The organism is Vagococcus sp. (assembly GCF_036639995.1).
Classification (GTDB): Bacteria; Bacillota; Bacilli; order Lactobacillales; family Vagococcaceae; genus Vagococcus.
Window position 1 is genome coordinate 1 of sequence record NZ_JAVWHO010000011.1, and the last position, 23,772, is coordinate 23,772.

A 23,772-nucleotide genomic window follows, 5' to 3' on the forward strand; every position below is an offset into this window, starting at 1 on the left:
CATTTTTTGCATTTGTTTCATCATACCTTGCATATTTCCCATTCCACGCATCATATTAAATCTCTCCTATTAATCTTCTATTATATTAACTAATGAGCCAAATAGCTCTTTAGCTTCTTCTACTACTGGGTCTTTTTCTATTTTTGCCTTTTTTTCTTCAGAAGAGCCGTCCTGATCCATCTGAGAAATAAAAGACTGTCTTAATTCTGTCCATTGATCTTTTGGTACACTAATTAAATTAGGTGAGTATTGAATCAATCGTTCAAATCCATTTTTCATAGACAATAGCAACTCGTTGTCTTGACTTGCTTTATGACAAAGTATTTCATAATCAAAAGCAATAATCAAGCTATCTTCACTTGCCGCAACAGGCTCACTGGCTTTAATCATTGCTCGTTGAGTCACTGTTAAAAATTGCAACAACTCAATCCACGCATCTTTAACTGAAACTAACTGAGCCTTACTTGCTTTTTCTAGCACCTGATAGACTTGCTCAGTTGGAATACGATACGTTGCTTGTTTTGAGCTTTTTTTAGTTTGGTTAGTATTTTTATTCTCTGAAACTGCTGTATTTTGTGTGATACCTGTTGTTTTAAGTTGCAGTAATTCTTTTTCTAAGAGATTGATTTTATCCATCAAAAACTGTACTTTTGAATCAGGTAATTCTGATGCTTCACTTACTACTACAGCTTCTGTTTTTTGAGACGTTGATAGCTTAACCGTCATCACTTCTAAATAAACAGTTGGTTGATGACTAAATCTAATTTCTTTTTGCGTTTCATTTAACTCATTGATTAATTGATAAAGAGTTATTGTACTCACTTGATGACTTAAATCTTTAAATCCATCTGTAATTAAACCAACCTGTTGTTCAAGTACTTTAGGTGCTTTTAAATACACTAGTAAATCTCGGCAATAAAGAAGTAGATTCTCCACAATTCGGTTGCTTTCTTTTCCTTCATTAAGTAGCTGATTCAAAACAGCAAGAGCTTCTTCTGTGTTCCCTTCAATGCAATGTGATAAATAAAGGTCCATGATTTCACTTGTTAAACTACCAGTGACTTCTAAAGCATCTTTAACGGTAAGTCCTTCGTCACTAAATGATAATGCTTGGTCTAAAATGCTTAACGCATCTCGCATACCACCCTCAGCTGCTCGAGCAATAATTTTCACAGCAGGCTCTTCAAAAGAAACCTCTTTATTATTTAAAATCATCGCTAAGTGTTCTTCGATGTCTTCTATATTAATTCGTTTAAAATCAAATCGTTGCGTTCTAGATATAATTGTAGCAGGAATCTTGTGTGGTTCGGTAGTTGCTAAGATAAAAACAACATGCTTTGGAGGCTCTTCTAATGTTTTTAATAATGCATTAAAAGCTCCTGTTGATAGCATATGAACCTCATCAATGATATACACTTTGTATGTCACTTGAGTAGGTGCATATTTTACCTTATCTCGAATATCCCTAATTTCCTCAACACCATTATTACTAGCTGCATCAATTTCAATCACATCATTAACTCGGCCTTCTGTAATACCAATACAATCTTCGCATTGATTACAAGGCTCCCCATTAACAGAATGTTGACAGTTAATTGCTTTTGCAAAAACTTTTGCAGCACTTGTTTTCCCCGTTCCTCTTGGTCCAGTGAAGAGATATGCATGTGACACCTTGTCTTGAATAATCGCATTTTTCAATGTTTGAGTGATCATTTTTTGTCCAACCATGTCATCAAAGGTTTGGGAACGCCATTCACGATATAAAGCCTGATAGGTCACTTTTATTCTCCTCTCTTTTAAAAACTCACCATTCATTATAATAGAAAAAAACAAAAAATGCCATGATGATTCACATTTCCTTATCTACAAACACATTATTTTACTTATTTCAGTTACTTCCTTAAAATAAGTATAAAGGAAGTGATACTATTGACATTAATTATTCGAAAAAGAAGAATTGAACATATCCCTGTACTAGAAATCGTTCCAAAAGAATCAGCCAATGAAGCATTGCCTTTAGTCATTTACTATCACGGTTGGCAAACTAAAAAAGAACTCGCTTTAACAGCTGGTAAGAAAATCGCGGCACATAACATAAGAGTTGTGTTACCAGACGCCATGTATCACGGTGAGAGAAAAATTTCTCACACCTCAACCATTCCTTCTTTCACCTTTTGGTCAACCATCCAATATAACATCAGTGAATTTACCTTGATTAAAAACTTTTATACTAAAAGAGAGTTGATTAAAGAAAATTCTTTAGGGGTTGGTGGATTTTCTATGGGAGGAATGACCACAGCTGCACTACTAACTCATTTCACAGACATTAACGTGGCGGCTGTTTTAATGGGAGCCACAGATTTTCACCATTTTATTGCAAGAACGACAAACTATCTAAAAAAAGAACAGCCGGAAATACCCTTTGATATTCCTGATTTACTTTCTTGGACACAAAAATACGATCTTAATCAACAGCCAGAAAAACTAAATCAGCGACCTCTCTACATTTGGCATGGCACAGAAGACGCTAAACTTCCATATGAGTCTATTCATCAATTCTTTTTAGATAATAAAAAAACGATAGACGGCCAAAATATGCACTTTGAAACAGGCTACGGCGAACCTCATATTTTAACCATCGATATTATGGAGAAAACAGGACTCTTTTTTGCTAAGCATTTTAATCTCTAAAATTTACTAACAATTTGTTCGACATTTTTAATCATCACAGAAATTGTTCCATCAGGATTATTAATAAATTCAACCAATTCAGGGTCTTTAAACACATCCGCAGGTATACTTAATTCTATCCCATTGGTTAATTTGAATTTTTGTTTGCTGTATTTTTTTTCGTATTTAGGAACATTACTTGGTATCTCCTCAGAAAACTTTGTCTGTTCAATAATTTCAAAATACTCTTTTTTCGCAGATTCGTTGGTTTCAAAAACAGCCTCTGCGATTTTTTCTTTGCTGATGATACCTTCTTCTTCAATACTTTCAAAAACTGCTTGTTGCGTCTGACTCATACTAACATATTCTTCTTCGTTGTATTTTCCAGCTACTTCTCTAACAGCTTTTTTAATAATTTTTAAATTTTCGGAGACAGTTGGTTTTGGGTCTACTTGTAATAAACGTTCAGAAAAGAACAATCGCTTTTGACCCTCAAAACTATATTTTTTTTCAACAAAGTCCAAATCAAAATTTTCTAAATCTATCAAACAACACTCTTCTATTCGTTGCGTTGTTGAAGGGAAAATTGTTTTATTTAAAATAATATTATTTTGCATCTTATCATCTAAGTAGGTCACATGATGCGTATAACTTGGTTTATAATTAAATTTAACCAAGCCAAATTTTGGCACACCATTCATCTCTTCTCCTTCAAATACCAATAAATCGCCACTTGGTGCATCTTCACTAATAGATAGACTATCAAAAATCATTTGCGCAATTTCTGAGGATTTATCAATAAAATCTAAATCACCGTTTGTTAAAACATTTGAAAGATCAGAACCTTCTTGAAGAATGCCTGTTTTATATTCTGCTTTTTCAAGTCTTTTTAAGACTGAATCCAGATACTGCTTCACTGCATATTCTTTTAAATCAAGCTCTGCTTGAGAACAGATTAAACTCCCAGCTTCTCTGTCAATAATATGTAAAATTGCTTTTTTTATTTCCATCTCGTTCACCTTACTTTTTCAAGTAAAAAAGAAGGAATATTATTCCTTCTCTTTTTTCTTCTTGTCATTTTTACGAATATCATCACTAAGATCTAAAATTAATTGTTTTAAATCATTTTTAATTTGAGGATGTTTCAAGCCATATTCGATGCTTGTTTTCATGAAACCAAATTTATCGCCAACATCGTAGCGTGTCCCTGTAAATCGGTGTGCAAATACGCGTTGTGTTTTATTTAATGTATCAATAGCATCTGTTAATTGAATTTCATTTCCGGCACCAGGTTTTTGATTTCCTAAAATCTCAAAAATTTCAGGTGTTAACAAGTAACGACCTATAATTGCCATATTGCTAGGCGCTTCTTCAACAGCCGGTTTTTCAACAAAATTAATCACATTAAATAAGTTCTTTTCAACTTCTTGTCCTGGGTTGATAATACCGTATTTAGATACATCTTCCTGAGGAACATCCATAACCGCTATTGTTGAAGCATGTGTTTTATCATAGTTATCCATTAATTGTTTCGTTAATGGTACTTTGTCTTCCATCAAATCATCACCAAGCATAACAATAAATGGCTCATTGCCAACAAATGATTTTGCTTGTAAAACAGCGTGGCCTAGGCCTAATGGATGTGATTGGCGAATAAAATGTAAATTCAAACCAGTTGTTTCTGTAACTAACTGAAGTAAATCATCTTTACCCTTTTCTTTTAAATTCATTTCTAACTCTAAATTTGAATCAAAATGGTCTTCAATTGGGCGTTTAGCTTTTCCAGTAACAATTAAGATATCTTCAATGCCTGCTGCTCTTGCCTCTTCAACAATAAACTGAATCGTTGGTTTATCGACAATTGGTAACATTTCTTTAGCCATTGCTTTAGTAGCTGGTAAAAACCTCGTTCCAAGCCCTGCAGCTGGAATAATCGCTTTTCTAACTTTTGACATTTTCATTCTCCTTAATTAAAATTCTTGTTCTGATTTATGTTCACGTAACATAATATTTTTAACTACTTTTTCAACATTGCCATCTTCATAAAGCACGTTGTAAATTGTTTCAGTAATTGGCATCTCAATATTTAAGTCTCTTGATAATTCATAAGCAGCTTTTGTTGTTGAAACACCTTCAACAATCATTCCCATGTTATCTAAAACATTATCTAACGAGTGACCTTTTCCAAGTAAATCACCGGCACGCCAGTTTCTTGAGTGAACACTCGTACAAGTTACAGCCAAATCACCCACACCACTTAGACCAATAAAAGTTAATGGATCAGCTCCCATGGCTACACCCAAACGGCTAATCTCAGCCAAACCACGTGTCATAATTGCTGCTCGAGCATTGTCTCCATAACCTAGTCCATGTAAAGCTCCAGATCCTAAGGCAATAATATTTTTAAGTGCTGCACCAAGTTCAACACCAATTACATCCTGATTAGTATAAACTCTAAAATATTCATTTGAAAACAAACGTTGCACATATTCAGCACATTCTAAGTCTTTTGCTGCAGCAGTGATTGTTGTCACATCTTTAACAGCCACTTCTTCTGCATGGCTTGGTCCTGATAAAACAACAACATCTTTGCGTTTATTTTCAGGAATCTCCTCCATTAATACTTCAGAAATCCGTTCATGTGTTACTTGTTCAAGACCTTTACTTGCATGTATAATAACTGGTTGATTTTTACAAACTGCTACAAATTGTTTTGCTACATCTCTCATTGCTTTTGTTGGTACAACAAAAAGAACAGCGTCTGCCTCATCAATACATTCTTCCAGTTCACTTGTCGCTTTTAATTCCATTGGTAATTGAATATCCGGTAAATAATGGGAATTCGTATGATGTGTGTTAATTTCTACGATTTGATCTTGATGATGTCCCCAAATTTTTACATCATGTCCATTTTCTACTAGAACCATTGCTAAAGCTGTTCCCCAAGAACCAGCTCCTAGCACAGCTATCTTTTGCTTCATGTCTAAAAGCTCCTTTAAAATTAAGTTTACTGCTCTACCCAGTTTATCATATTAGAGGTAAGAATATAAGTGAAAAAAAGAAAGACCTATTAGCCTTTCTTAATTCCCCTTGTTCGATCATAAAATGGTAAATCTGATTTCTTTCTTCTGTAAATCATTAAACCAATTGCTGCCACAAATAAAAGTGCAGACAATAGTTGAGATACACGAATTGTGTTACCTAACATTAAGCTATCTGTTCTCATTCCCTCAATAAAGAAGCGCCCTAATGAATACCAAACAACATAAATTAAGGCTAGTTCACCCTCTTTTAAAAAGTTTGGTCGACGTCTTAATATAATTAAAACAACAAAACCTAAAATATTCCAAACACTTTCATATAAAAACGTTGGTTGACGATACGCACCATCAATCAGCATATTATCAATGATAAAATTAGGTAAGTGCAATCCTTCAAGAAAACTCTTTGTGACTACTCCACCAAACGCCTCATGATTCATAAAGTTACCCCAGCGACCAATTCCTTGAGCTAAAATAACGCTTGGTGCCGCCACATCTAAAAAGCGCCATGTTGGAATAAAACGATGTCTTGTAAAGAAATAAATGACCAAACCACCGGCAATTAAACCGCCATAAATAGCCAATCCACCATTTCGAATCGCCAAAATTTCACCTGGATTTTCCAAGTAATATTGCCATTCAAATAAAACATAGTAAGCTCTAGCACCCACAATAGATATTGGTAGCGCGTAAAGCATTAGATCAACAATATCATCTTCCCTAAGTCCCACTCTTACTGCTTCTTTTGATGCCAACCATGACACCAAAATAATTGCAGATACAATGATAATCGCATACCACTGGATTTCAATACCAAAAAGTGTGAATGCTGTGGGATTCACCTGTAAAAACATCATTTATTTTTTCTCCTTTTCAGAAGAATTTTCTTCAATTAGCTGAGCTAAATTCTCTTCAAATTTCTTTGTTGCATCATACCCCATTGTCTTAGCTCTGAAATTCATCGCTGCCACTTCAATAATTGTCGCCACATTTCGACCGGTAGACACGGGTATAGTGATTCTAGGTACTGGAACATTCGCTAAAGAAATAGTTTCTGTCGCACTTCCTAATCGATCAAATTGATTGTCTGTACTCCAATCTTGCAAATTAACAACTAGCGAGATTTGAGATTTACTACGAACCGAACTTGCACCAAAAAGATTCATGACATCGATAATTCCCACACCTCTAATTTCCATTAGGTGTTCTAAAATTTTTGGAGCTTCTCCAACGACTGATCTTTCATCTTGGCGATAAATATCTACACGATCATCAGCAATTAACCGATGACCTTTTTTTATTAACTCAAGTCCTGTTTCGCTTTTTCCAATTCCACTATCCCCCTGGATTAAAACGCCTAAACCATAAACTTCAACGAGAACACCATGAATTGAAACTCTTTCTGCTAACTGGCTCTCAAGAAAGTTAGATATAATCCCAGATAACCTTGATGTAGATATAGTCGAAGAAATAATTGGAATTCCTTTTTCTTTGGTAATTTCTACCAGCTCAACTGGAACTTTCAATCCTCTTGCCACAACAAAACAAGGTGTTGTTTTTGCACATAATTTTCTAAATATAATATCTTTTTCAATAGAGGTCATCTTTTCAGTAAATGTTATTTCTTTTTTGCCAAAGACTTGTATTCTATCATCTGGATAATAATTAAAATAACCTGTCAATTCTAATCCAGGTCTTGAAATTTCACTTGAATCAACAATTCTATCTAAATATTCTTCACCAGAGTAAACATCTAGTTGTAATTGATTAACGATTTCTTTTATTTGTACCATCTTCTCACTTCCTCTTCTTCTAAATTCAACCTTAACTGTTATATTCTATCACTTTATTCTGTTATATTCTAGATTATCGCTTATTAAATTCCATTTAGTAACAAATTACAAAAAAACAATCTAATCGTTGCAGACTAGATTGTTTTAAACTTATTTAATTTAATCTTTTGCAAAATGATCTGCCACAATCCAATTACTAATTGACATGACAAATGCTATTAATATAGCTGAACCAAAGCTTGCAAAAGCAAAATCTTGTTGCCCAATCACCGCTGAAGTAATTTTTAACATTGCCGCGTTGATAACAAAACTAAATAATCCAAATGTTATTATCGTAATTGGTAAAGATAAAATATGGAGAATTGGTTTTACTAACAGATTTAAAACTGAAAGTACCACACTTGCTACTATAGCAATGACAAAACTACTAACATAAAACTTTGTTGGAAATAAAACTGAGAGTGAAACAAACGCTAGAGTATTAACAATTAATCGTTGCAGGTACGACATTAAAAATCGCTCCAGTCTTCTTCAGATACTTTTTCAGCTTCTTTTCTAGGACGTTTGTTTTGATTCGTTTTATTCCCCATGTAAGGATGATTATATGGCTCATTATAACTATTACGTTGTTGTGTTTGGCCTGATGGTAATAATACCATCAAGGCAATGTATAGCAAGAATCCTGGGAACCCTGCTGTAAAGAACGAAAGAATAAAGTATACTACTCGCACGATTGTAGGATCAATACCGATAAATTCTGCCACACCTGCTAAAGAGCCAGAGATAACAATATTTGATTTTGATTTTGTTAATTTTCTATTCATTTTATTTCACTCCATTTTTTTATTTATCTGTATCCTTTAATAGAATACTTCCTGTTGTTGTTGTCAGTTTAACAAAAGCCAATTCATCATCATTTGCTCTTCTAAACTCAACTGATTGATTAGTACGATCTTTTTTCTCACGAATAACTTCAATATTGTTTAAACGATTTTTGATATTCCCAAAATTGGTTTTACAAGTCCCATCTACACCAATAGATTCTGGTAATGCCACTTTAATTGTCCCGTTCACTGCACTAGCTTCAATTTTTTTAATAGTTGAATCTGCTGGTGTTGTAATTCTAATTTCACCATTAATTAACGAGACACTAATACTTTTTATATCAGCTTTTGTTCGGACGTTACCATTGACTGTTTCACCAAGAAAATCAATAATTTTACTGTCTTCTACTTGAATTTCGCCATTAACACCTTCTACTTCAAGCATACTTGCTGAAACATTTGAAATCTTCATTTCGCCATTAGTTGTCTTAAGGAAAATATCTCCTAATTCCAAATCTTTTAATTTAATATCACCATTCAACATTTTTACTGACATATGGTCATAGTTACGTTTTGGTAAGTAGAAAACTAAATCAACTTTCATCCGTTTATTTGGAATTTGGAAAGAAATCTTTTCATCATTAACTTCGATATCGCTTCTTTCAAGAAATGCTTCAAATAGTGACTCTGCATTATTTTTCCCGTAGAACTTAATATCGGCTGCCACTTTTACATCTGGTTTATCCCATGTTGTAAATTTAACTTTACCATTAGCAACTTTCACATCAAGGATTGTAGCCTCGTTTTCTGGATAAACAAATTCATGAGTAAATGATTGACTAGCAACACCTGGAACTTTAATATTAATGTCTTTCCAATCAACATTATCGTTGACAGAACTTGTAACAGTTTCAATTGTCTTTTTAATGAAAGAACCAAATTGTGAACCAGCTTCACCTACTTTTTCACCCATTTGGTTGAATGTATCATTTGCCTGTTCTTTCCAATCATCTGGAATATCAAATTTTGATTTCCATTCATCTTTCACTGTTTCTTTTTGTTCTTTTTTAAAACTTTTTAATTGTTCTTTTAATTCTTCTTTTTCATCTACTAATTTGACTTTTGTTTCATTTAAATAAACTAGATCTTTTTCTAATTGTTCACGTTCAGCTTTTTTAACATCTGTTAAACCATCTAAATCTTCCATCGTATTAAGAACAGTAATTTCTTCTTCTTTTTCTTTAATATCTTTGTCTATTCCGTCAATTTCAATAGAGACTTCATCAATACTTGCAGATACTTCATTAATGCCTTCTGTTAATTCGGCTAAGATTTCTTCCAATCGTTCTTGATCTCTTCGCTCATTTTCCTTTAATTTCTCAAAGAATTCCTCTGACCCCATATCATCATTACTATTAAATAAATCGTCAACTGTGACATGTTCTTCTTCTACATCTGCTTGAGTCATTGTATTTTTTTTAACTTCTGACGCTTCTTTATTTACTAATTTTTCATCTTTTTCCGTAGCGATATTTTCCAATAAAACCAAAGCTTCCTCAGTAGACAATATTCCTTTTTTAACTAATTCTAAAATTCTATCTCTTTCTTGCATTGTTGTAGCCTCCCTGTAGGTTTTATATTTCTTATAATGCTATTATGCCCTGTAAATATCTTTTTGTCATAGGACTTGAGTTGGATTTATGTGTCTATCTTAGAGCCTATAATGAAATAAGCACTACTTTTATGTTTATATCAACTATTTTTTTAATCAAATAAAAAAAGAAACTAACATTTACGTTAGTTTCTTATGAATTCTATAAACCAATAAATGGTGCTGGATTCATGAAGCCACTCCAGATACCAGTTGCTACACCAAAGTGTAAGTGATCACCAGTTGAATTACCAGTTGTTCCTACCATACCAATTACTTCACCAGCAGAAACTGTTTTTCCAGAAGCAACTCCTGGCTCTCTCATATGCATGTAATAAGTATAATAACCATTATCATGTTGGATAATTACGTGATTACCAGCACTTGGATGGAAACTTGACTCAACAACAGTACCACCTCTTGAAGCCATAATAGGTGTGCCTCCTGGTGCTGCCATATCTAAACCATCATGGAAATCTCCAGCCGTTCCAGTTGGATCTTGTCTACCACCAAATGGACTTGTAATTGTGAATGAACTTAATGGTCTTTGGAAGCCACTAGCATAGCTAGGTTCATCAGCAGTCTGACTATTGTCACTTGCTCCTTTATCACCCATAGGTTTAGTTAACGAAGCAGGTTTTTCAGACTCTAATTTTTCTTCAGCGACTTTTTGAGCTTCTTCTTCTGCTTTTTGAGCCGCTTTTTCTTTTGCAGCTACTTCTTTAGCACGCTTAGCTTGTTCTTCTGCAATTCGTTTAGCTTCTTCTTTTTGTGCAACAAATTCAGATTTTTTATTTTTAGCATCATCTAAGTTTTTCAAAATTTCATTTGCTAATTTTACTTGCTCAGCTTTTGAATTTTCTAGCTCACCTTGTTTTACTTTTAAGTCAGCAGCTTTTTGAGTTACTTCTTCAACTTTAGTTTCTACGCTTGCTTTCTTCTTAGTTAAAGCTTCTTGATCCTCTTTTTGTGTTTCCATAATATCATTGTTAGCAGATACTAATTTGGTATAAGCTACAGTTCTTCCAATCGCATCAGAAAATGACTCTGAGTCTAAGAGAACATTAACAATATCTTGTTTTTCTTGATTAATTTGAGTTGATCTTGCTTGTTCCTCAATTTTTTTATTTCTTTTTTCAATTGTTTTTTCCAAGTCACTAATTTCTTTAGTTAATTGGTTAACTTCTTTTTCTAAACCTAATTTTTCATTTAATAGATTATCAGTTTCAACTGTTAAACTATTAATTTTAGATTCAAGATCAGCTAAGCTACTATCAGAAGAAGCTTTTTTATCACTTAAATCTTTTATTTTTTGTTCTTCATTTGCAATTTTACTATCAATGTTATCGGCTTGAACTAGCGCTGGGGATACAAATCCCACTAGACATGTAGCTGCAGCAGTTAGTACGAACGATTTATTTATTTTCATTTACATTACCTCGGCTTTTTTTCATTACTAGTAAACTATATCACATAAGCCGATACATTTAAATTACAACTATATTACAAATTGTAACGAAAAAAAGAATTGAGTAAAAATTACTCAATCCTTTTTAAAAATCATTTTCTTCAAAGTTTTTCAAATCTAATTCTTCTATTTTTCCTGTTGTTAAGTATACAATCCACTCGCAAATATTAGTTACATAGTCGCCAATTCTTTCTAAAAAACCTGCAACTTGTAGATAATCAGCTCCAACAACCACTGTATCAGGACTATCTTTCATTGCTTGGATAGAATGGCGATAAATTGATTTAAAATATTTGTTAGTTGTTTTATCACTTAATGCAATTTCAATTGCTTTTTGGCTATCTGTACTTACATAAGCAACTAATACTTCACTAACCATCGTCATGACGTGAGTAGCCATTTCTGAAATTTCTTCTTCAATTTCTAAAACGCGCTTATTGCCTTTCACACGAATCGTTGATTTTGCAATAGATACTGCATGATCTCCCATTCGCTCTAAATCAGAACTCGCCTTCATAATTGTTACAATATTTCTTAAGTCTAGGGTAACTGGTTGCTGCAAGGCAATCATTTCAAAACATTTTTTTTCTAAATCTTGCTCTTGAAAATTGATTTTTTCATCTTCTTCAATAACTTCTTTAGCTAAACTTTTATCATGATCAATAAATCCTTTAACAGATTTATTAATCGCAATATTCACGTCTTGTCCCATCTTATCAAATTTTGTGTGTAATTTTTTTAAATCTTCCTCAAATTGACTTCTTAACATACTCACTTCTCCCTTATTTTTTTATTAACCAAATTTTCCCGTAATATAATCTTCGGTTTGTTGCTGTTTTGGATTTAAGAAAATATTCTTTGTTTTATCATATTCAATTAAATCTCCACTTAAGAAAAAGGCTGTTTTATCTGAAATTCTTGATGCTTGTTGCATATTATGTGTCACCATTATCATTGTATATTGCTCTTTCAATCCTAGCAACATATTTTCAATTTTTCCACTTGAAACAGGATCAAGAGCACTTGTTGGCTCATCCAACAAAATAACATCTGGTTTAACCGCTAAAACTCTGGCAATACAAACACGTTGCTGTTGTCCACCTGATAAAGAAAGAGCACTTTTGTTTAATTTATCTTTAACATCATCCCAAACAGCAGCAGCAATTAAACTTTCTTCTACTACTTGATCTAACTCTTCTTTAGTATGCTTTCCTTCTAATCTTAAACCATAAATAACGTTTTCATAGATTGAAAAAGGGAACGGATTAGGTTGTTGAAAAACCATGCCAATTTGTTTTCTCAACGTTACAGTATCTGTTTTAGGACTATAGATATCTTTTCCTTTATAAGAAACATTCCCAGTAATCGTTACAGAAGGAATTAAATCATTCATTCGATTTAAAGTTCTTAGATAAGTTGACTTGCCACATCCAGACGGACCAATAAGAGCGGTAATGCCACCTTCATCAAATCCCATTGTAATACCTTTTAACGCTTCATTTTTTCCATAATATAAGTGTAAATCATTCGATTCGATAATTGCCATGTCTTTACTCCTTATCCGAAATGACCAGAAACATAATCATCAGTAGCTTGAATTTTTGGTCTTGTAAATATTTTTCTCGTTTTATCATATTCTAAGACTTTTCCCATGTAGAAAAAGGCTGTGTAATCACTAATTCTTGAAGCTTGCTGCATATTATGCGTTACGATAACAATTGTATAATTTTCTTTTAAATTAATGAGAGTTTCTTCAACTTTACTTGTTGAGATTGGGTCAAGAGCACTCGCTGGTTCATCTAACAACAAAATATCTGGTTTCATTGCAATTGCCCTAGCAATACAAAGACGTTGTTGTTGACCACCTGATAATGCTAAAGCACTTTTGTTTAAACTATCCTTTACTTGATCCCATAATGCTGCTTGTTTTAGACTTGTTTCAACAATTTCATCAAGTTCTTTTTTATCCTTCATACCATGTCTCTTTAAAGCAAACGTAATATTTTCATAGATTGATTTACTAAATGGATTAGGTCTTTGAAAAACCATTCCAATATGTTTACGCATTTCAAAAACATCTACTGCCTGAGAATTAATATCTGTATTCTCATACATAATCTTTCCAGTAATTTTAGTGCCATCTATTTCATCATTCATTCGATTTAAAGAACGTAAATATGTGGATTTACCACATCCAGAAGGACCAATCAATGAAGTGATTTTATTTTGTTCAAATTGTAGTGAAACACCTTTAATAGCTTCATTAGGACCATAGAAAACATGAAGATCATCCGTTGTTAAAGCTATTTTTTGCTCTGCATCATTTAGTCGAATCACATGTGTTTCATCAAGATTGTAATTTTTCATCGTTAATCCCCTATCTATGCTGATGTAATCTTCTTATGTAGTCTCTTACCAATAAAACGAGCTAAGAAATTAAAGATTAAAACAGCTAATATTAATACTGCAGAAGCTCCTGCTGACACTTGCGCACCATCTGGCATATTTCCTTCACTATTCACTTTCCAAATATGAACAGCTAAGGTTTCAGCTTGTCTAAAAATATTAAGTGGACTCGTAATGCTCATTGGGTTCCAATTTGTAAAATCTAAAGCTGGAGCACTTTGCCCTGCTGTATAAATAAGTGCTGCTGCTTCACCAAAAATACGTCCTGCACCTAAAATAATACCTGTTAAAATACCAGGTAATGCTTCTGGGATAATAACTCTAGTTACTGTTTCCCAACGAGATAATCCTAACGCAAGTCCTGCCTCTCTTTGAGTATAGTGAATCGCCTTTAAAGATTCTTCTACGTTTCTAGTTAGTAACGGTAAATTAAAGAATGTTAATGCTAAAGCACCCGATATAATTGAGAAACCTAAGCCAGCTTGAATAACGAATACTAAAAATCCAAACAAACCAACAACTACAGAAGGAAGTGAACTCAAAACTTCAATAGATGTCCTAATGATATTTGTCAACATATTTTGTTTGGCATATTCAGATAAATAAATACCTGCACCAAGTGAAATAGGAATACTAATTAACATGGTAATAATTAATAAGTAAAATGAGTTAAATAATTGAATTCCAATTCCGCCACCTGCTTGGAAACTTTTTGATGGTTTTGTTAAAAAATCAATACTAATATGAGGAATACCTCTACCCAAAATATATAGTAGTAAACTAGCAAGAATTCCTGTGATAATAATAGCAATAGCATAAAGAACACCAGTTGCTATTTTATCTGCCTTTTTAGCGTTCATTATTTCATTGCTCCTTTCTTACCAATCATTCTTGTGATTATATTGAAGAATAATGACATTAACAATAGTAACAATGCTAATGACCATAAGATATTATTTTGAAGAGTACCCATAATTGTATTTCCGATACCCATTGTTAGAACACTTGTTAATGTTGAAGCTGGGGTAATTAAGTTGTGTGGTAACAATGCTGCGTTACCAATAACCATTTGAATCGCTAATGCTTCACCAAACGCTCTTGCCATTCCGAAAACAACAGCTGTTAAAATACCTGGAACAGCTGATCTTAGTACAACCTTATAAATTGTTTGCCATCTTGTTGCGCCCAAAGCTAAAGATGCTTCTCGGTAATGTCTTGGTACTGCCTTTAAAGCATCCACTGTCATTGATGTGACTGTCGGTAAAATCATAACAAATAACACAAATGTTCCTGCTAAAATACCAAAACCAGAACCACCAAAAACACTTCTTACTGCCGGTACAATAACTGATAACCCAATAAATCCATAAACAACTGATGGAATACCAACCAATAATTCAATAACTGGTTGTAATACTTTTGTTCCAAGTTTTGGAGAAATTTCAGTCATAAATACTGCCGCACCAATAGCAAATGGTGTTGCAATCAGGGCTGATAAAAATGTAACGATAAATGATCCTAAAATCATCGGCATAGCTCCTACTAATGGTTGACCATTTGCATCAACAGAGCTTGGATTCCATTCTGTTCCAAATAAAAAATCTGTTAAACTAACTTTATCAACAAAAAAGGTAGCTAATCCTTTACTTGCTACAAAATAAAAGATTGCAACAACTACAGCAACGATTAAAGCTATTGCTAAAAAACTGATTGTTTTACCAAATTGCTCTAATTTTCTTTTTGGAGATTTTTTTAAAAGTTTGCTTTGAATCTCTTCCAACGTTCTTCCTCCTAAATTAAGCCAACCTATCTAGGCTTTACATTTCCCTCTACATCACGAGTAATAGTCATCTCAGAAACTGGAATATATCCCAATTGAGATACTATTTCTTTTTGCACATCTTCAGAGACCATAAAATCTAAAAATTCTTTCGTTAATCCTTTTGGTTCACCTTTTGTGTACATATGTTCATAAGACCATACAAACCACTTGTTTGTCTTAACATTTTCTTCAGTTGGTTTCACATGATCAATTGATAACGTCGCCACTTCATCTGTTACATATGAAAAAGCAACGTAACTTATCGCACCTGGTGTTGTACTAACAATTTGTCTAACCATTCCTGTTGATTCTTGTTCCTGAGCATTTTTGGATTCAGCACCGTCTAACACCCATTGTTCAAATGTATGACGACTACCACTTCCAGCTGCTCTATTTAATAAAACAACTTCTTGATCCTTACCACCGACTTCTTTCCAGTTTTTAATTTCCCCGGTAAAAATTTTCTTTAAATTTTCTTTTGAAATATCTTTAATTCCTACTTCTTTGTTAACAATTGGTGTTAATCCTACAACCGCCACTTGATGATCAACTAACTTATCATCTTCAATTCCATCTTTTTCTTCGGCAAATAAATCAGAGTTTCCTATTTCAACAGCACCTGATTGTACCTGACTAAGGCCAGTACCACTTCCGCCACCTTGAACATTGATAAATTTACCTAGATTTGTGCTACTGTATTGCTCACTGGCTGCTTCAACTAAGGGTTGCATGGCTGATGAACCAACTGCATTAATTGATTCCCCGTTATCTACTTTGCCACATCCTACAAGTGCAAATGTTAATGCAAATAGACAAGCACCTTTATAAACTTTTCTCACACGTTATCCTCCTAAATCTTACCTTTAATTAACAATAAATATTAAACTGAAAATAGTCCAAACTAAACATATAATTTGAAGCAGAAAATTGCAAGTCTTTTTACATTGTTTTTACAATAAAAACCAAAAATGAATAATATCTAAATAAATTTAAAATTATTTAAAATTTCGCCTAGTATTACAACACATTTATGTTATAATGTGTACGAAACGCAGTTTTTTTTATTTGTTATCAGCAATCAAGTCCCCCAACTTGTACGCTAAGAATACTACGTTATTCAACAAATAATAAACGGTTTCTAGTCACTAGTAAAATATTCCCCATTATATTAGTGACGAATATCATCCCTTATAAGAAAAAAGATGACTTCGGTCATCTTTTTTCTTTGTCTTAAAAATAAAAAAAGACCAACCCTAAGGTCAGTCTTTGATTCATCAAATTTTTAAGAATCTTCTCATTGATAGAACAGATCCTACTGATCCGATAACAACACCAATAACAACTAATAAAATATTTAGTTGAAGAACCAATGTAGCAGGTGTTACTAATTCATAAGCAGCAGAAGCCATCATACTCGTTGTGAAAAGATAATATACTTGAGAATAACCAAATGAGATTAATAGAATTGGTACAACAGACCCTAGTACACCTATAAAGGCACCTTCTAAGAAGAATGGCCAGCGAATAAAGCCGTTTTTAGCTCCAACAAGTCTCATAATTTGAATTTCTCGTTTTCTCGAAATAATTGTTATTCTGATAGTATTTGAAATCAAGAAAATCGCAACAGCAATTAAAAATCCTGCTGCAACCGTTCCCCATAATTTAACATTTTTCGAAATACTGAAAATTTTATCAGAATTTTGTCCACCATAATCAGCCTTGTGGACATTCGGTGCTTTAGAAGCAGCTTTTTGAATTCCTTTAATTGTTTCTGAATCCTTCGCTGTTAAAATATAGACATCATATAAAGGATTATCATCTCCATCAAATAATTTCCATGTATCCCCTAATTTATCTGTTAATTTTTTGTACTCATTTTGTTTACTAGAAAAAACAACTTTTTCTACATTAGGAATTTTCTTTAATTCTTCTCCTAATTTAGTAGTATCTTTTTTAGATGTACCAATCTCAACAAAAACAGAGACATCGACGTTACTATTAATATCCTCAGCAATTTTAGTTACGTTTAAGATAACTCCCAAAAAGATACCTACTAGTGTTAACGTTACTGTAACCGCACTGGCTGAAGCTAATGTCATCCATCCATTACGTTTTAAATTCTTTAATGAACTACCTACATGTCTGAAAAAATTTCTAATCATCGTATCCGTAATCCCCCTCGTCTTGATCTCTTGTGATTCTACCATTTTCAATTGCTAAGACGCGGTGACGGATTTCATTCACAATCATACTATTATGTGTTGCCATAACGACGGTCGTCCCTTGATTATTGATACGTTCTAATAAATCCATGATTTCCCATGAATTTTCAGGATCTAAATTCCCTGTCGGTTCATCTGCAATTAATACTTTTGGTGTATTAACAATCGCACGAGCAATTGCCACACGCTGTTGCTCCCCACCAGAAAGTTCTGTCGGAAAAACACGTACTTTATGTTTCAAGCCAACTAAATCTAAAACTTCCATAACACGTTTTTTTACTTCTCTAGGTTTTTTTCCAATTACTTGCATTGCATACGCAACATTTTCATAAACTGTTTTTTGCGTTAACAATTTATAATCCTGGAAAACAATTCCTATTTCACGACGCAAGTAAGGAATATTTCTATTTTTTATATTTAATAAATCATAGCCACAAACATTTAACGTTCCTTTAGTTGCTTTTTCTTCACGGTACATTAACTTAATGAACGTTGACTTTCCAGCACCACTTGGCCCAACCACATAAACAAACTCACCTTGGTTAATATTAACCGACAAGTTTCTAACAGCCGTTGTTCCATTTGAATATTTTTTTGTTACTTTTTTCATTTCAATCATTAGCATTCTCCCTAGCTTATTTTTAAGTGATTGCTTTTCATATCTAAGAGACAGTATAACACGACTTTCAAAAGATGTTAATTTCAATACATTACAATTTTATTGCAAATCCTAAACTATCTCAAAAATTGTTATACATTTGACATTTTCCAACGTAAGTAAGCATCGATAAATCCATCAATATCACCATCCATTACACTTTGAGTATTTCCAACTTCAAAATTAGTTCGATGGTCTTTAATCATAGAATAAGGATGGAATACGTAAGATCTAATCTGTGAACCCCAACCAATCTCTTTTTGCTCGCCGCGAATCACTGCTGCTTCTTGCTCTTTTTTTTCTTCTTCAATTTGATACAGTTTAGCTTTTAACATTCCCATAGCTTGTTCTCTATTTTTTATTTGAGAGCGCTGCGCTTGACTCGATACAACGACCCCTGTTGGTAAATGTGTAATTCGAACGGCAGACTCTGTTTTATTAATATGTTGTCCACCCGCACCGCTTGCTTTATACGTATCTATTTTTAAGTCATCTGATTTTATTTCTACTGAAACATCATCCGTTAACTCCGGCATAACATCCACAGAACAAAAAGACGTGTGTCTACGACTGTTAGAATCAAAAGGTGAAATTCGAACTAAACGATGAACCCCTCTTTCTGATTTCAGATACCCAAAGGCATTGAATCCTTTAATAAGCAATGTCACACTTTTAATACCAGCTTCATCGCCTGATTGATAATCTAATGTTTCAACTTGATACCCCTTTGAATCAGCCCAGCGAGTATACATACGCAGCAACATATTTCCCCAATCTTGTGATTCTGTACCACCTGCTCCAGGATGAAGTTCTAAGATAGCGTTGTTTTGATCATACTCGTCACTTAGTAACTGTGACAATTCAAACTCTTCCACTTTCTTTTTAAATGACTGAAAATTAACTTCAAGTTCATTTTTCATTTCAATATCTTCTTCTTCTGAAACCATTTCATACATCAAGATAAGTTCTTCTAATTCATTTGCCAAATTATTAAATATCTCAAATTGAGCCTTTAATTGATTTGACTTGTCAATAACTACTTGCGCTTTACTCGAGTCATCCCAAAAACTAGGATTTGACATTCTAGATTCGTACTCAGCTATTTGCTCTTCCAAATCCTCTAAGTCAAAGTGACCCCCTAAAATTTTCGATTTTATTAGTCAACTCATCTAGCTCGTTTTTTAGTTCACTTAATTCCATAAACGATACCTCCCAAAAAATAAGCAAAGCGACTCAGAATATCTAAGTCGCGTTCGCTCTAAACTGGTTTACCATGACAGTTTTTATATTTTTTACCACTACCACAAGGACATGGATCATTACGACCAACTTTATCTTCTACTTTGACAGGTATTTTTTTGCCGTCAGAAGACACAGTTCCTTGTTCTTCAGTTGGTTTTATTGCTTCACCCTGAGCCACTTGTTCTCTTTGAACATTTTGGCGAATTTCGGCTTTCATAAATAATCTAGTTGCTTCATACTCAATTGCTCCTACCATATCTAAGAACATTTGATATCCTTCAGTTTGATAATCAACTAATGGGTTATTTTGACCATATGCACGTAAACCAATTGATTCTCTTAATTGATCCATTGCATCAATATGATCTGTCCATTTCGTATCAACCACTCTAAGAATAACAACTTTTTGGAATTCTAGCAATTGTTCTGAACTATCTAAAATCTCAGCTTTTTCTTGATATAAAGTAGTCGCTTTTTCAAAAATAAATTTCTTCATTTCATCTGGTGTCTTACCTTCAAAATCAGCTAATGAAATAGCATCTTCATGAGTTATTGTTAAACCAACAAAATCAACTAAACCTTGTAAATTCCAATCAGTTTTTTCACCTTGTGTATGGCTATCAACATAACGACCAATAGTTCTTTCAACCATACCTAATAAAACAGGTTTCAAATCTTCATCTGAAGTAATAACTTGGTTACGTTGACGATAGATAACTTCACGTTGTTCTCTCATAACATCATCATATTGTAATACGTTTTTACGTGTATCGTAGTTATTACCTTCCACACGTTTTTGTGCTGATTCTACTTGTTTAGTAAACATTTTACTTTGAATAACAGCATCTTCTTCTTCTAAGTTCATACGGTCTAAGAATGTTTTAATTCTTTCAGAACCAAAACGTTTCATCAAATCATCTTCTAAAGAAAGATAGAATTGAGTCACACCTGGGTCACCTTGACGACCTGCACGTCCACGTAACTGATTGTCAATACGACGTGATTCATGGCGTTCTGTACCGATTACAGCTAATCCACCTGCTTCAATAACTCCTAAGCCTAAACGAATATCTGTACCACGACCTGCCATGTTTGTTGCAATTGTTACTGAACCTTTTTGTCCAGCATTCATAATAATTTCTGCTTCTTTAAAGTGATTTTTCGCATTTAAAATTTCATGTGGGATTTTTTCTTTTGTCAACAAATCAGACAAAAGTTCTGACGTTTCAACAGCTACTGTCCCTACTAAAACGGGCTGTCCATTTTCATGACGCTCTTTGATATCTGCAACCACTGCCTTAAATTTACTAGTCAATGTTGGATATAATAAATCAGCCTTATCATCACGAACAATTGGTTTATTCGTTGGAATTTGAATAACTTGCATGTTATAAATTTCTCTGAACTCTTCTTCTTCTGTTTTAGCAGTACCAGTCATACCTGATAATTTTTTATACATACGGAAGAAGTTCTGGAATGTGATGTTCGCCATTGTTTTGGTTTCATCTTCAATTTCAACGCCTTCTTTAGCTTCAATAGCTTGGTGAAGTCCATCAGAGTATCGACGTCCATCCATAATACGACCAGTAAATTGGTCTACGATCATTACTTTACCTTCTTGTACTACATAATCAATATCTAAAAGCATAATAAAATTAGCTCTTAATGATTGATCTAAATAGTGAGTAAGAGATGTATTTTCAATATCATAAAGATTTGGTACATCAAAGTGTTTTTCTGCTTTAGAAATACCTTGTTCTGTTAAAGCAATTGTTTTTGATTGAACATCAATTTTATAATCTTCTTCATTTACTAATGTTTTGATGAAGTTATCAGTTCTGTTATACATTGCTGTTGATTTTTCTGCTTGTCCAGAAATAATAAGTGGTGTTCTAGCCTCATCAACTAAAATTGAGTCAACCTCATCTACTACAGCAAAATTTAACGGACGTTGTACCATTTGTTCACGGTATACAACCATGTTGTCTCTTAAATAGTCAAATCCAAGTTCATTATTTGTAGAATAAGTGATATCACAGGCATATGCTAAACGTTTTTCTTCAGAAGATTTAGAGTTAATATTTAAACCAACTGTTAATCCTAAGAAATTGTATAACTCGCCCATTTCGCTAGCATCACGCGTTGCTAAGTACTCATTTACCGTAACAACGTGAACACCTTCACCTGAAAGCGCGTTTAAATAAACAGGCATTGTTGCTGTTAAGGTTTTACCTTCACCTGTTTTCATCTCTGGAATGCTACCTTCATGTAAGACAATACCACCCATAATTTGAACTTTGTAAGGGAACAAGCCTAAGACACGTTTTGCAGCTTCTCTTACAACAGCAAAAGATTCTGCCATTAAATCATCTAAAGTTTCACCTTTTTGATAGCGAGCTTTAAACTCTTCTGTTTTTGCTTGTAATTCTTCATCACTTAATTTTTCAATTTGTTCCTTGAACGCCTCTACTTTATCCGCTAAGTGACCCAAACGTCTTAAATCTTTTTTATCATTTTCTATTAATTGTTTCAAAAAGTTAGCCATGAATTAAATCTACCTCTCGTTCATATTCATTTGACATTATTTATTAAAAATAAAATGAGTTCATCTTAAACATTTTAGCATTAGTTATACAAAATTAAAACTCTTTATTAAAAAAAAGAACGATTTATGAGCCTATTTTTCAATAAAAGACCTAAATCTTTCCTAATTATTTTATTATCTACTAAATAAAAAAAGTATTCAATACCAAAATTGAATACTTTCTTATATTAATCACTTATTTTATCCTAGTTTTGCAATTCTCATAACATCTCTTGCAATAATAATTTCTTCATCTGTTGGAATCACCAATACTTTTACTTTACTATCATCTGCTTCAATTGATAATTCATTTTTACTATTTTTTTCTTCATCAATAGAAACGCCTAGATAAGTCAAGTAATTAATTATGCTTGTTCTTACTCGAGATGAACGCTCCCCGATACCTGCTGTAAAAACTAAAGTATCAAGACCATTTAAATCTGCTGCATATGCTCCTATATAGTGAACTACTTGATGAGCAAATACATCTAATGCTAATTGGGCTCTTTCATTTCCTTCATCTGCTGCTTTTTCTACATCACGATAATCATTAGACACTCCTGATATACCTAATAAACCAGATTTAGTATTCATCAATTCCTTAACTTCTTGAGGTGATAGACCTTCCTTTTCTTGAATAAATGGAATAATCTGTGGATCTAAATCACCTGTTCTTGTTCCCATTACTAAACCAGCTAAGGGAGTGAATCCCATCGAAGAATTAATAGATTGACCATCTAAAACGGCAGAAACACTTGCACCACTACCAATATGGCATGTAATTGTTTTTTTGCCATTTGGATTTAGTTTAGCTGATTCTTCTGCCACATATTGATGACTTGGACCATGAAAACCATAACGACGTATACCATATTTTTCATAATATTCGTAAGGCAAAGCATACATATAATTCTTTTTAGGAATCGAATAATGAAATGACGTATCAAAAATTGCCACTTGTTTCGTATTCGGTAATACTTTTTTAAATGATCGAATACCAATTAAATTTACTGGATTGTGTAAAGGTGACAAGACACCTAATTCTCCGATTCTTTCTTCTACAACCTCATCAATTAACGTGGCATCTTCATAATAAGTCCCACCATGAGAAATGCGGTGTCCAACACCTTCAATTTCTTCATATGATGTTATCATCTTTTCATCAATCAAAACTGAAAGTAAATAATTAACTGCTGCTTCATGATCTGAAATTTCTAATTCTTTAGCTACTTTTTTTCCTTCAAATTTATAAGAAAAAATTGCACTACTAGAACCGATTCTCTCAACGCCACCTTCAACTAAAATTTCTTCATTTGGCATCTCAAATAATTTAAATTTTAAAGAGGAGCTGCCTGAATTAATTGCCATTATTTTTGTCATAGATATTTCTT

General features: G+C 33.2%; 22 protein-coding genes. 1 reads left to right on the forward strand and 21 read right to left on the reverse strand.

Annotation, left to right across the window (positions count from 1 at the left end; translation table 11 throughout):
* Nucleotides 1-69: 69 nt before the first annotated feature.
* Entirely contained in the window at nt 70-1,779 is a 1,710-nt protein-coding gene (gene dnaX / locus RR554_RS04845) for a DNA polymerase III subunit gamma/tau (protein WP_332462457.1), read from the reverse strand.
* Between the two features lie 150 nt (nt 1,780-1,929).
* Here dnaX and RR554_RS04850 point away from each other — a divergent pair, with 150 nt between their 5' ends.
* The gene (locus RR554_RS04850) at nt 1,930-2,691 is read left to right on the forward strand and encodes a prolyl oligopeptidase family serine peptidase (protein ID WP_332462458.1); all 762 of its coding nucleotides are present in this window, start codon (nt 1,930-1,932) and stop codon (nt 2,689-2,691) included.
* Here the strand turns inward: RR554_RS04850 and RR554_RS04855 are convergent.
* The 20 genes from RR554_RS04855 to RR554_RS04950 form a co-directional block, all read right to left on the reverse strand.
* Nucleotides 2,688-3,680, reverse strand: coding sequence for a nucleoid-associated protein (locus RR554_RS04855; protein WP_332467531.1), 993 nt, complete (start codon nt 3,678-3,680; stop codon nt 2,688-2,690). The two genes, RR554_RS04850 and RR554_RS04855, sit on opposite strands and share 4 nt — an antisense overlap.
* Nucleotides 3,681-3,719: 39 nt before the next feature.
* Entirely contained in the window at nt 3,720-4,625 is a 906-nt protein-coding gene (galU, locus tag RR554_RS04860; RefSeq protein WP_332462460.1) for a UTP--glucose-1-phosphate uridylyltransferase GalU, read from the reverse strand.
* A 15-nt stretch (nt 4,626-4,640) separates the two neighbouring features.
* Complete coding sequence (locus RR554_RS04865; RefSeq protein WP_332462461.1) at nt 4,641-5,651, reverse strand: NAD(P)H-dependent glycerol-3-phosphate dehydrogenase; 1,011 nt, start codon at nt 5,649-5,651, stop codon at nt 4,641-4,643.
* 89 nt (nt 5,652-5,740) lie between these two features.
* Nucleotides 5,741-6,565 (reverse strand): prolipoprotein diacylglyceryl transferase, encoded by an 825-nt coding sequence (lgt, locus tag RR554_RS04870; protein WP_332462520.1) that lies wholly within the window; start codon nt 6,563-6,565, stop codon nt 5,741-5,743.
* Between the two features lie 3 nt (nt 6,566-6,568).
* The gene (gene hprK / locus RR554_RS04875; protein ID WP_332462462.1) at nt 6,569-7,504 is read right to left on the reverse strand and encodes an HPr(Ser) kinase/phosphatase; all 936 of its coding nucleotides are present in this window, start codon (nt 7,502-7,504) and stop codon (nt 6,569-6,571) included.
* Nucleotides 7,505-7,663: 159 nt separating this feature from the next.
* The gene (locus tag RR554_RS04880; RefSeq protein ID WP_332462463.1) at nt 7,664-8,014 is read right to left on the reverse strand and encodes a phage holin family protein; all 351 of its coding nucleotides are present in this window, start codon (nt 8,012-8,014) and stop codon (nt 7,664-7,666) included.
* Nucleotides 8,014-8,328 (reverse strand): PspC domain-containing protein, encoded by a 315-nt coding sequence (locus RR554_RS04885; protein ID WP_332462464.1) that lies wholly within the window; start codon nt 8,326-8,328, stop codon nt 8,014-8,016. The genes RR554_RS04880 and RR554_RS04885 overlap by 1 nt, the downstream gene beginning before the upstream one ends.
* A gap of 19 nt (nt 8,329-8,347) precedes the next feature.
* A complete protein-coding gene (gene liaX / locus RR554_RS04890) occupies nt 8,348-9,940 on the reverse strand; it encodes a daptomycin-sensing surface protein LiaX (protein ID WP_332462465.1) in 1,593 nt (530 codons plus the stop codon).
* 202 nt (nt 9,941-10,142) lie between these two features.
* Nucleotides 10,143-11,408: a murein hydrolase activator EnvC family protein gene (locus tag RR554_RS04895; protein ID WP_332467532.1), complete on the reverse strand. Its 1,266-nt coding sequence runs from the start codon at nt 11,406-11,408 to the stop codon at nt 10,143-10,145.
* Nucleotides 11,409-11,532: 124 nt separating this feature from the next.
* Nucleotides 11,533-12,216 (reverse strand): phosphate signaling complex protein PhoU, encoded by a 684-nt coding sequence (phoU, locus tag RR554_RS04900; protein WP_332467533.1) that lies wholly within the window; start codon nt 12,214-12,216, stop codon nt 11,533-11,535.
* A gap of 24 nt (nt 12,217-12,240) precedes the next feature.
* Nucleotides 12,241-12,993, reverse strand: a complete 753-nt coding sequence (gene pstB, locus RR554_RS04905) for a phosphate ABC transporter ATP-binding protein PstB (protein WP_332462468.1) — start codon at nt 12,991-12,993, stop codon at nt 12,241-12,243.
* Between the two features lie 11 nt (nt 12,994-13,004).
* Nucleotides 13,005-13,814, reverse strand: a complete 810-nt coding sequence (pstB, locus tag RR554_RS04910) for a phosphate ABC transporter ATP-binding protein PstB (RefSeq protein ID WP_332462469.1) — start codon at nt 13,812-13,814, stop codon at nt 13,005-13,007.
* 14 nt (nt 13,815-13,828) lie between these two features.
* The gene (gene pstA, locus RR554_RS04915; RefSeq protein ID WP_332462470.1) at nt 13,829-14,713 is read right to left on the reverse strand and encodes a phosphate ABC transporter permease PstA; all 885 of its coding nucleotides are present in this window, start codon (nt 14,711-14,713) and stop codon (nt 13,829-13,831) included.
* On the reverse strand, nt 14,713-15,633 hold the full coding sequence (pstC, locus tag RR554_RS04920) for a phosphate ABC transporter permease subunit PstC (RefSeq protein ID WP_332467534.1): 921 nt from the start codon (nt 15,631-15,633) through the stop codon (nt 14,713-14,715). The genes pstA and pstC overlap by 1 nt, the downstream gene beginning before the upstream one ends.
* A 26-nt stretch (nt 15,634-15,659) precedes the next feature.
* A complete protein-coding gene (locus tag RR554_RS04925; protein WP_332467535.1) occupies nt 15,660-16,514 on the reverse strand; it encodes a phosphate ABC transporter substrate-binding protein PstS family protein in 855 nt (284 codons plus the stop codon).
* 435 nt (nt 16,515-16,949) lie between these two features.
* Nucleotides 16,950-17,837 carry a permease-like cell division protein FtsX gene (gene ftsX / locus RR554_RS04930; protein WP_332462473.1) on the reverse strand — a complete coding sequence of 296 codons (888 nt, stop codon included), beginning with the start codon at nt 17,835-17,837 and terminating at the stop codon, nt 16,950-16,952.
* The gene (gene ftsE, locus RR554_RS04935; protein WP_332462474.1) at nt 17,830-18,516 is read right to left on the reverse strand and encodes a cell division ATP-binding protein FtsE; all 687 of its coding nucleotides are present in this window, start codon (nt 18,514-18,516) and stop codon (nt 17,830-17,832) included. Before ftsE ends, ftsX begins: the two co-directional genes overlap by 8 nt.
* Before the next feature lie 131 nt (nt 18,517-18,647).
* A protein-coding gene (gene prfB, locus RR554_RS04940) for a peptide chain release factor 2 (protein WP_332462475.1) occupies nt 18,648-19,755 on the reverse strand; the annotation gives its coding sequence in 2 pieces (ribosomal slippage) (nt 18,648-19,682 and nt 19,684-19,755; 1,107 coding nt in all).
* 58 nt (nt 19,756-19,813) lie between these two features.
* Complete coding sequence (gene secA / locus RR554_RS04945; protein ID WP_332462476.1) at nt 19,814-22,342, reverse strand: preprotein translocase subunit SecA; 2,529 nt, start codon at nt 22,340-22,342, stop codon at nt 19,814-19,816.
* A gap of 240 nt (nt 22,343-22,582) precedes the next feature.
* Nucleotides 22,583-23,761, reverse strand: a complete 1,179-nt coding sequence (locus RR554_RS04950) for an acetate/propionate family kinase (RefSeq protein WP_332467536.1) — start codon at nt 23,759-23,761, stop codon at nt 22,583-22,585.
* Between the last annotated feature and the right edge of the window lie 11 nt (nt 23,762-23,772).

Coding starts and splice junctions, on each gene's coding strand:
- RR554_RS04855 (WP_332467531.1), bottom strand. CDS start 3,680: ATGGAAATAAAAAAAGCAATTTTACATATTATTGACAGAGAAGCTGGG.
- galU (WP_332462460.1), bottom strand. CDS start 4,625: ATGTCAAAAGTTAGAAAAGCGATTATTCCAGCTGCAGGGCTTGGAACG.
- RR554_RS04865 (WP_332462461.1), bottom strand. CDS start 5,651: ATGAAGCAAAAGATAGCTGTGCTAGGAGCTGGTTCTTGGGGAACAGCT.
- lgt (WP_332462520.1), bottom strand. CDS start 6,565: ATGTTTTTACAGGTGAATCCCACAGCATTCACACTTTTTGGTATTGAA.
- hprK (WP_332462462.1), bottom strand. CDS start 7,504: ATGGTACAAATAAAAGAAATCGTTAATCAATTACAACTAGATGTTTAC.
- RR554_RS04880 (WP_332462463.1), bottom strand. CDS start 8,014: ATGTCGTACCTGCAACGATTAATTGTTAATACTCTAGCGTTTGTTTCA.
- RR554_RS04885 (WP_332462464.1), bottom strand. CDS start 8,328: ATGAATAGAAAATTAACAAAATCAAAATCAAATATTGTTATCTCTGGC.
- liaX (WP_332462465.1), bottom strand. CDS start 9,940: ATGCAAGAAAGAGATAGAATTTTAGAATTAGTTAAAAAAGGAATATTG.
- RR554_RS04895 (WP_332467532.1), bottom strand. CDS start 11,408: ATGAAAATAAATAAATCGTTCGTACTAACTGCTGCAGCTACATGTCTA.
- phoU (WP_332467533.1), bottom strand. CDS start 12,216: ATGTTAAGAAGTCAATTTGAGGAAGATTTAAAAAAATTACACACAAAA.
- pstB (WP_332462468.1), bottom strand. CDS start 12,993: ATGGCAATTATCGAATCGAATGATTTACACTTATATTATGGAAAAAAT.
- pstB (WP_332462469.1), bottom strand. CDS start 13,814: ATGAAAAATTACAATCTTGATGAAACACATGTGATTCGACTAAATGAT.
- pstA (WP_332462470.1), bottom strand. CDS start 14,713: ATGAACGCTAAAAAGGCAGATAAAATAGCAACTGGTGTTCTTTATGCT.
- ftsX (WP_332462473.1), bottom strand. CDS start 17,837: ATGATTAGAAATTTTTTCAGACATGTAGGTAGTTCATTAAAGAATTTA.
- ftsE (WP_332462474.1), bottom strand. CDS start 18,516: ATGATTGAAATGAAAAAAGTAACAAAAAAATATTCAAATGGAACAACG.
- secA (WP_332462476.1), bottom strand. CDS start 22,342: ATGGCTAACTTTTTGAAACAATTAATAGAAAATGATAAAAAAGATTTA.
- RR554_RS04950 (WP_332467536.1), bottom strand. CDS start 23,761: ATGACAAAAATAATGGCAATTAATTCAGGCAGCTCCTCTTTAAAATTT.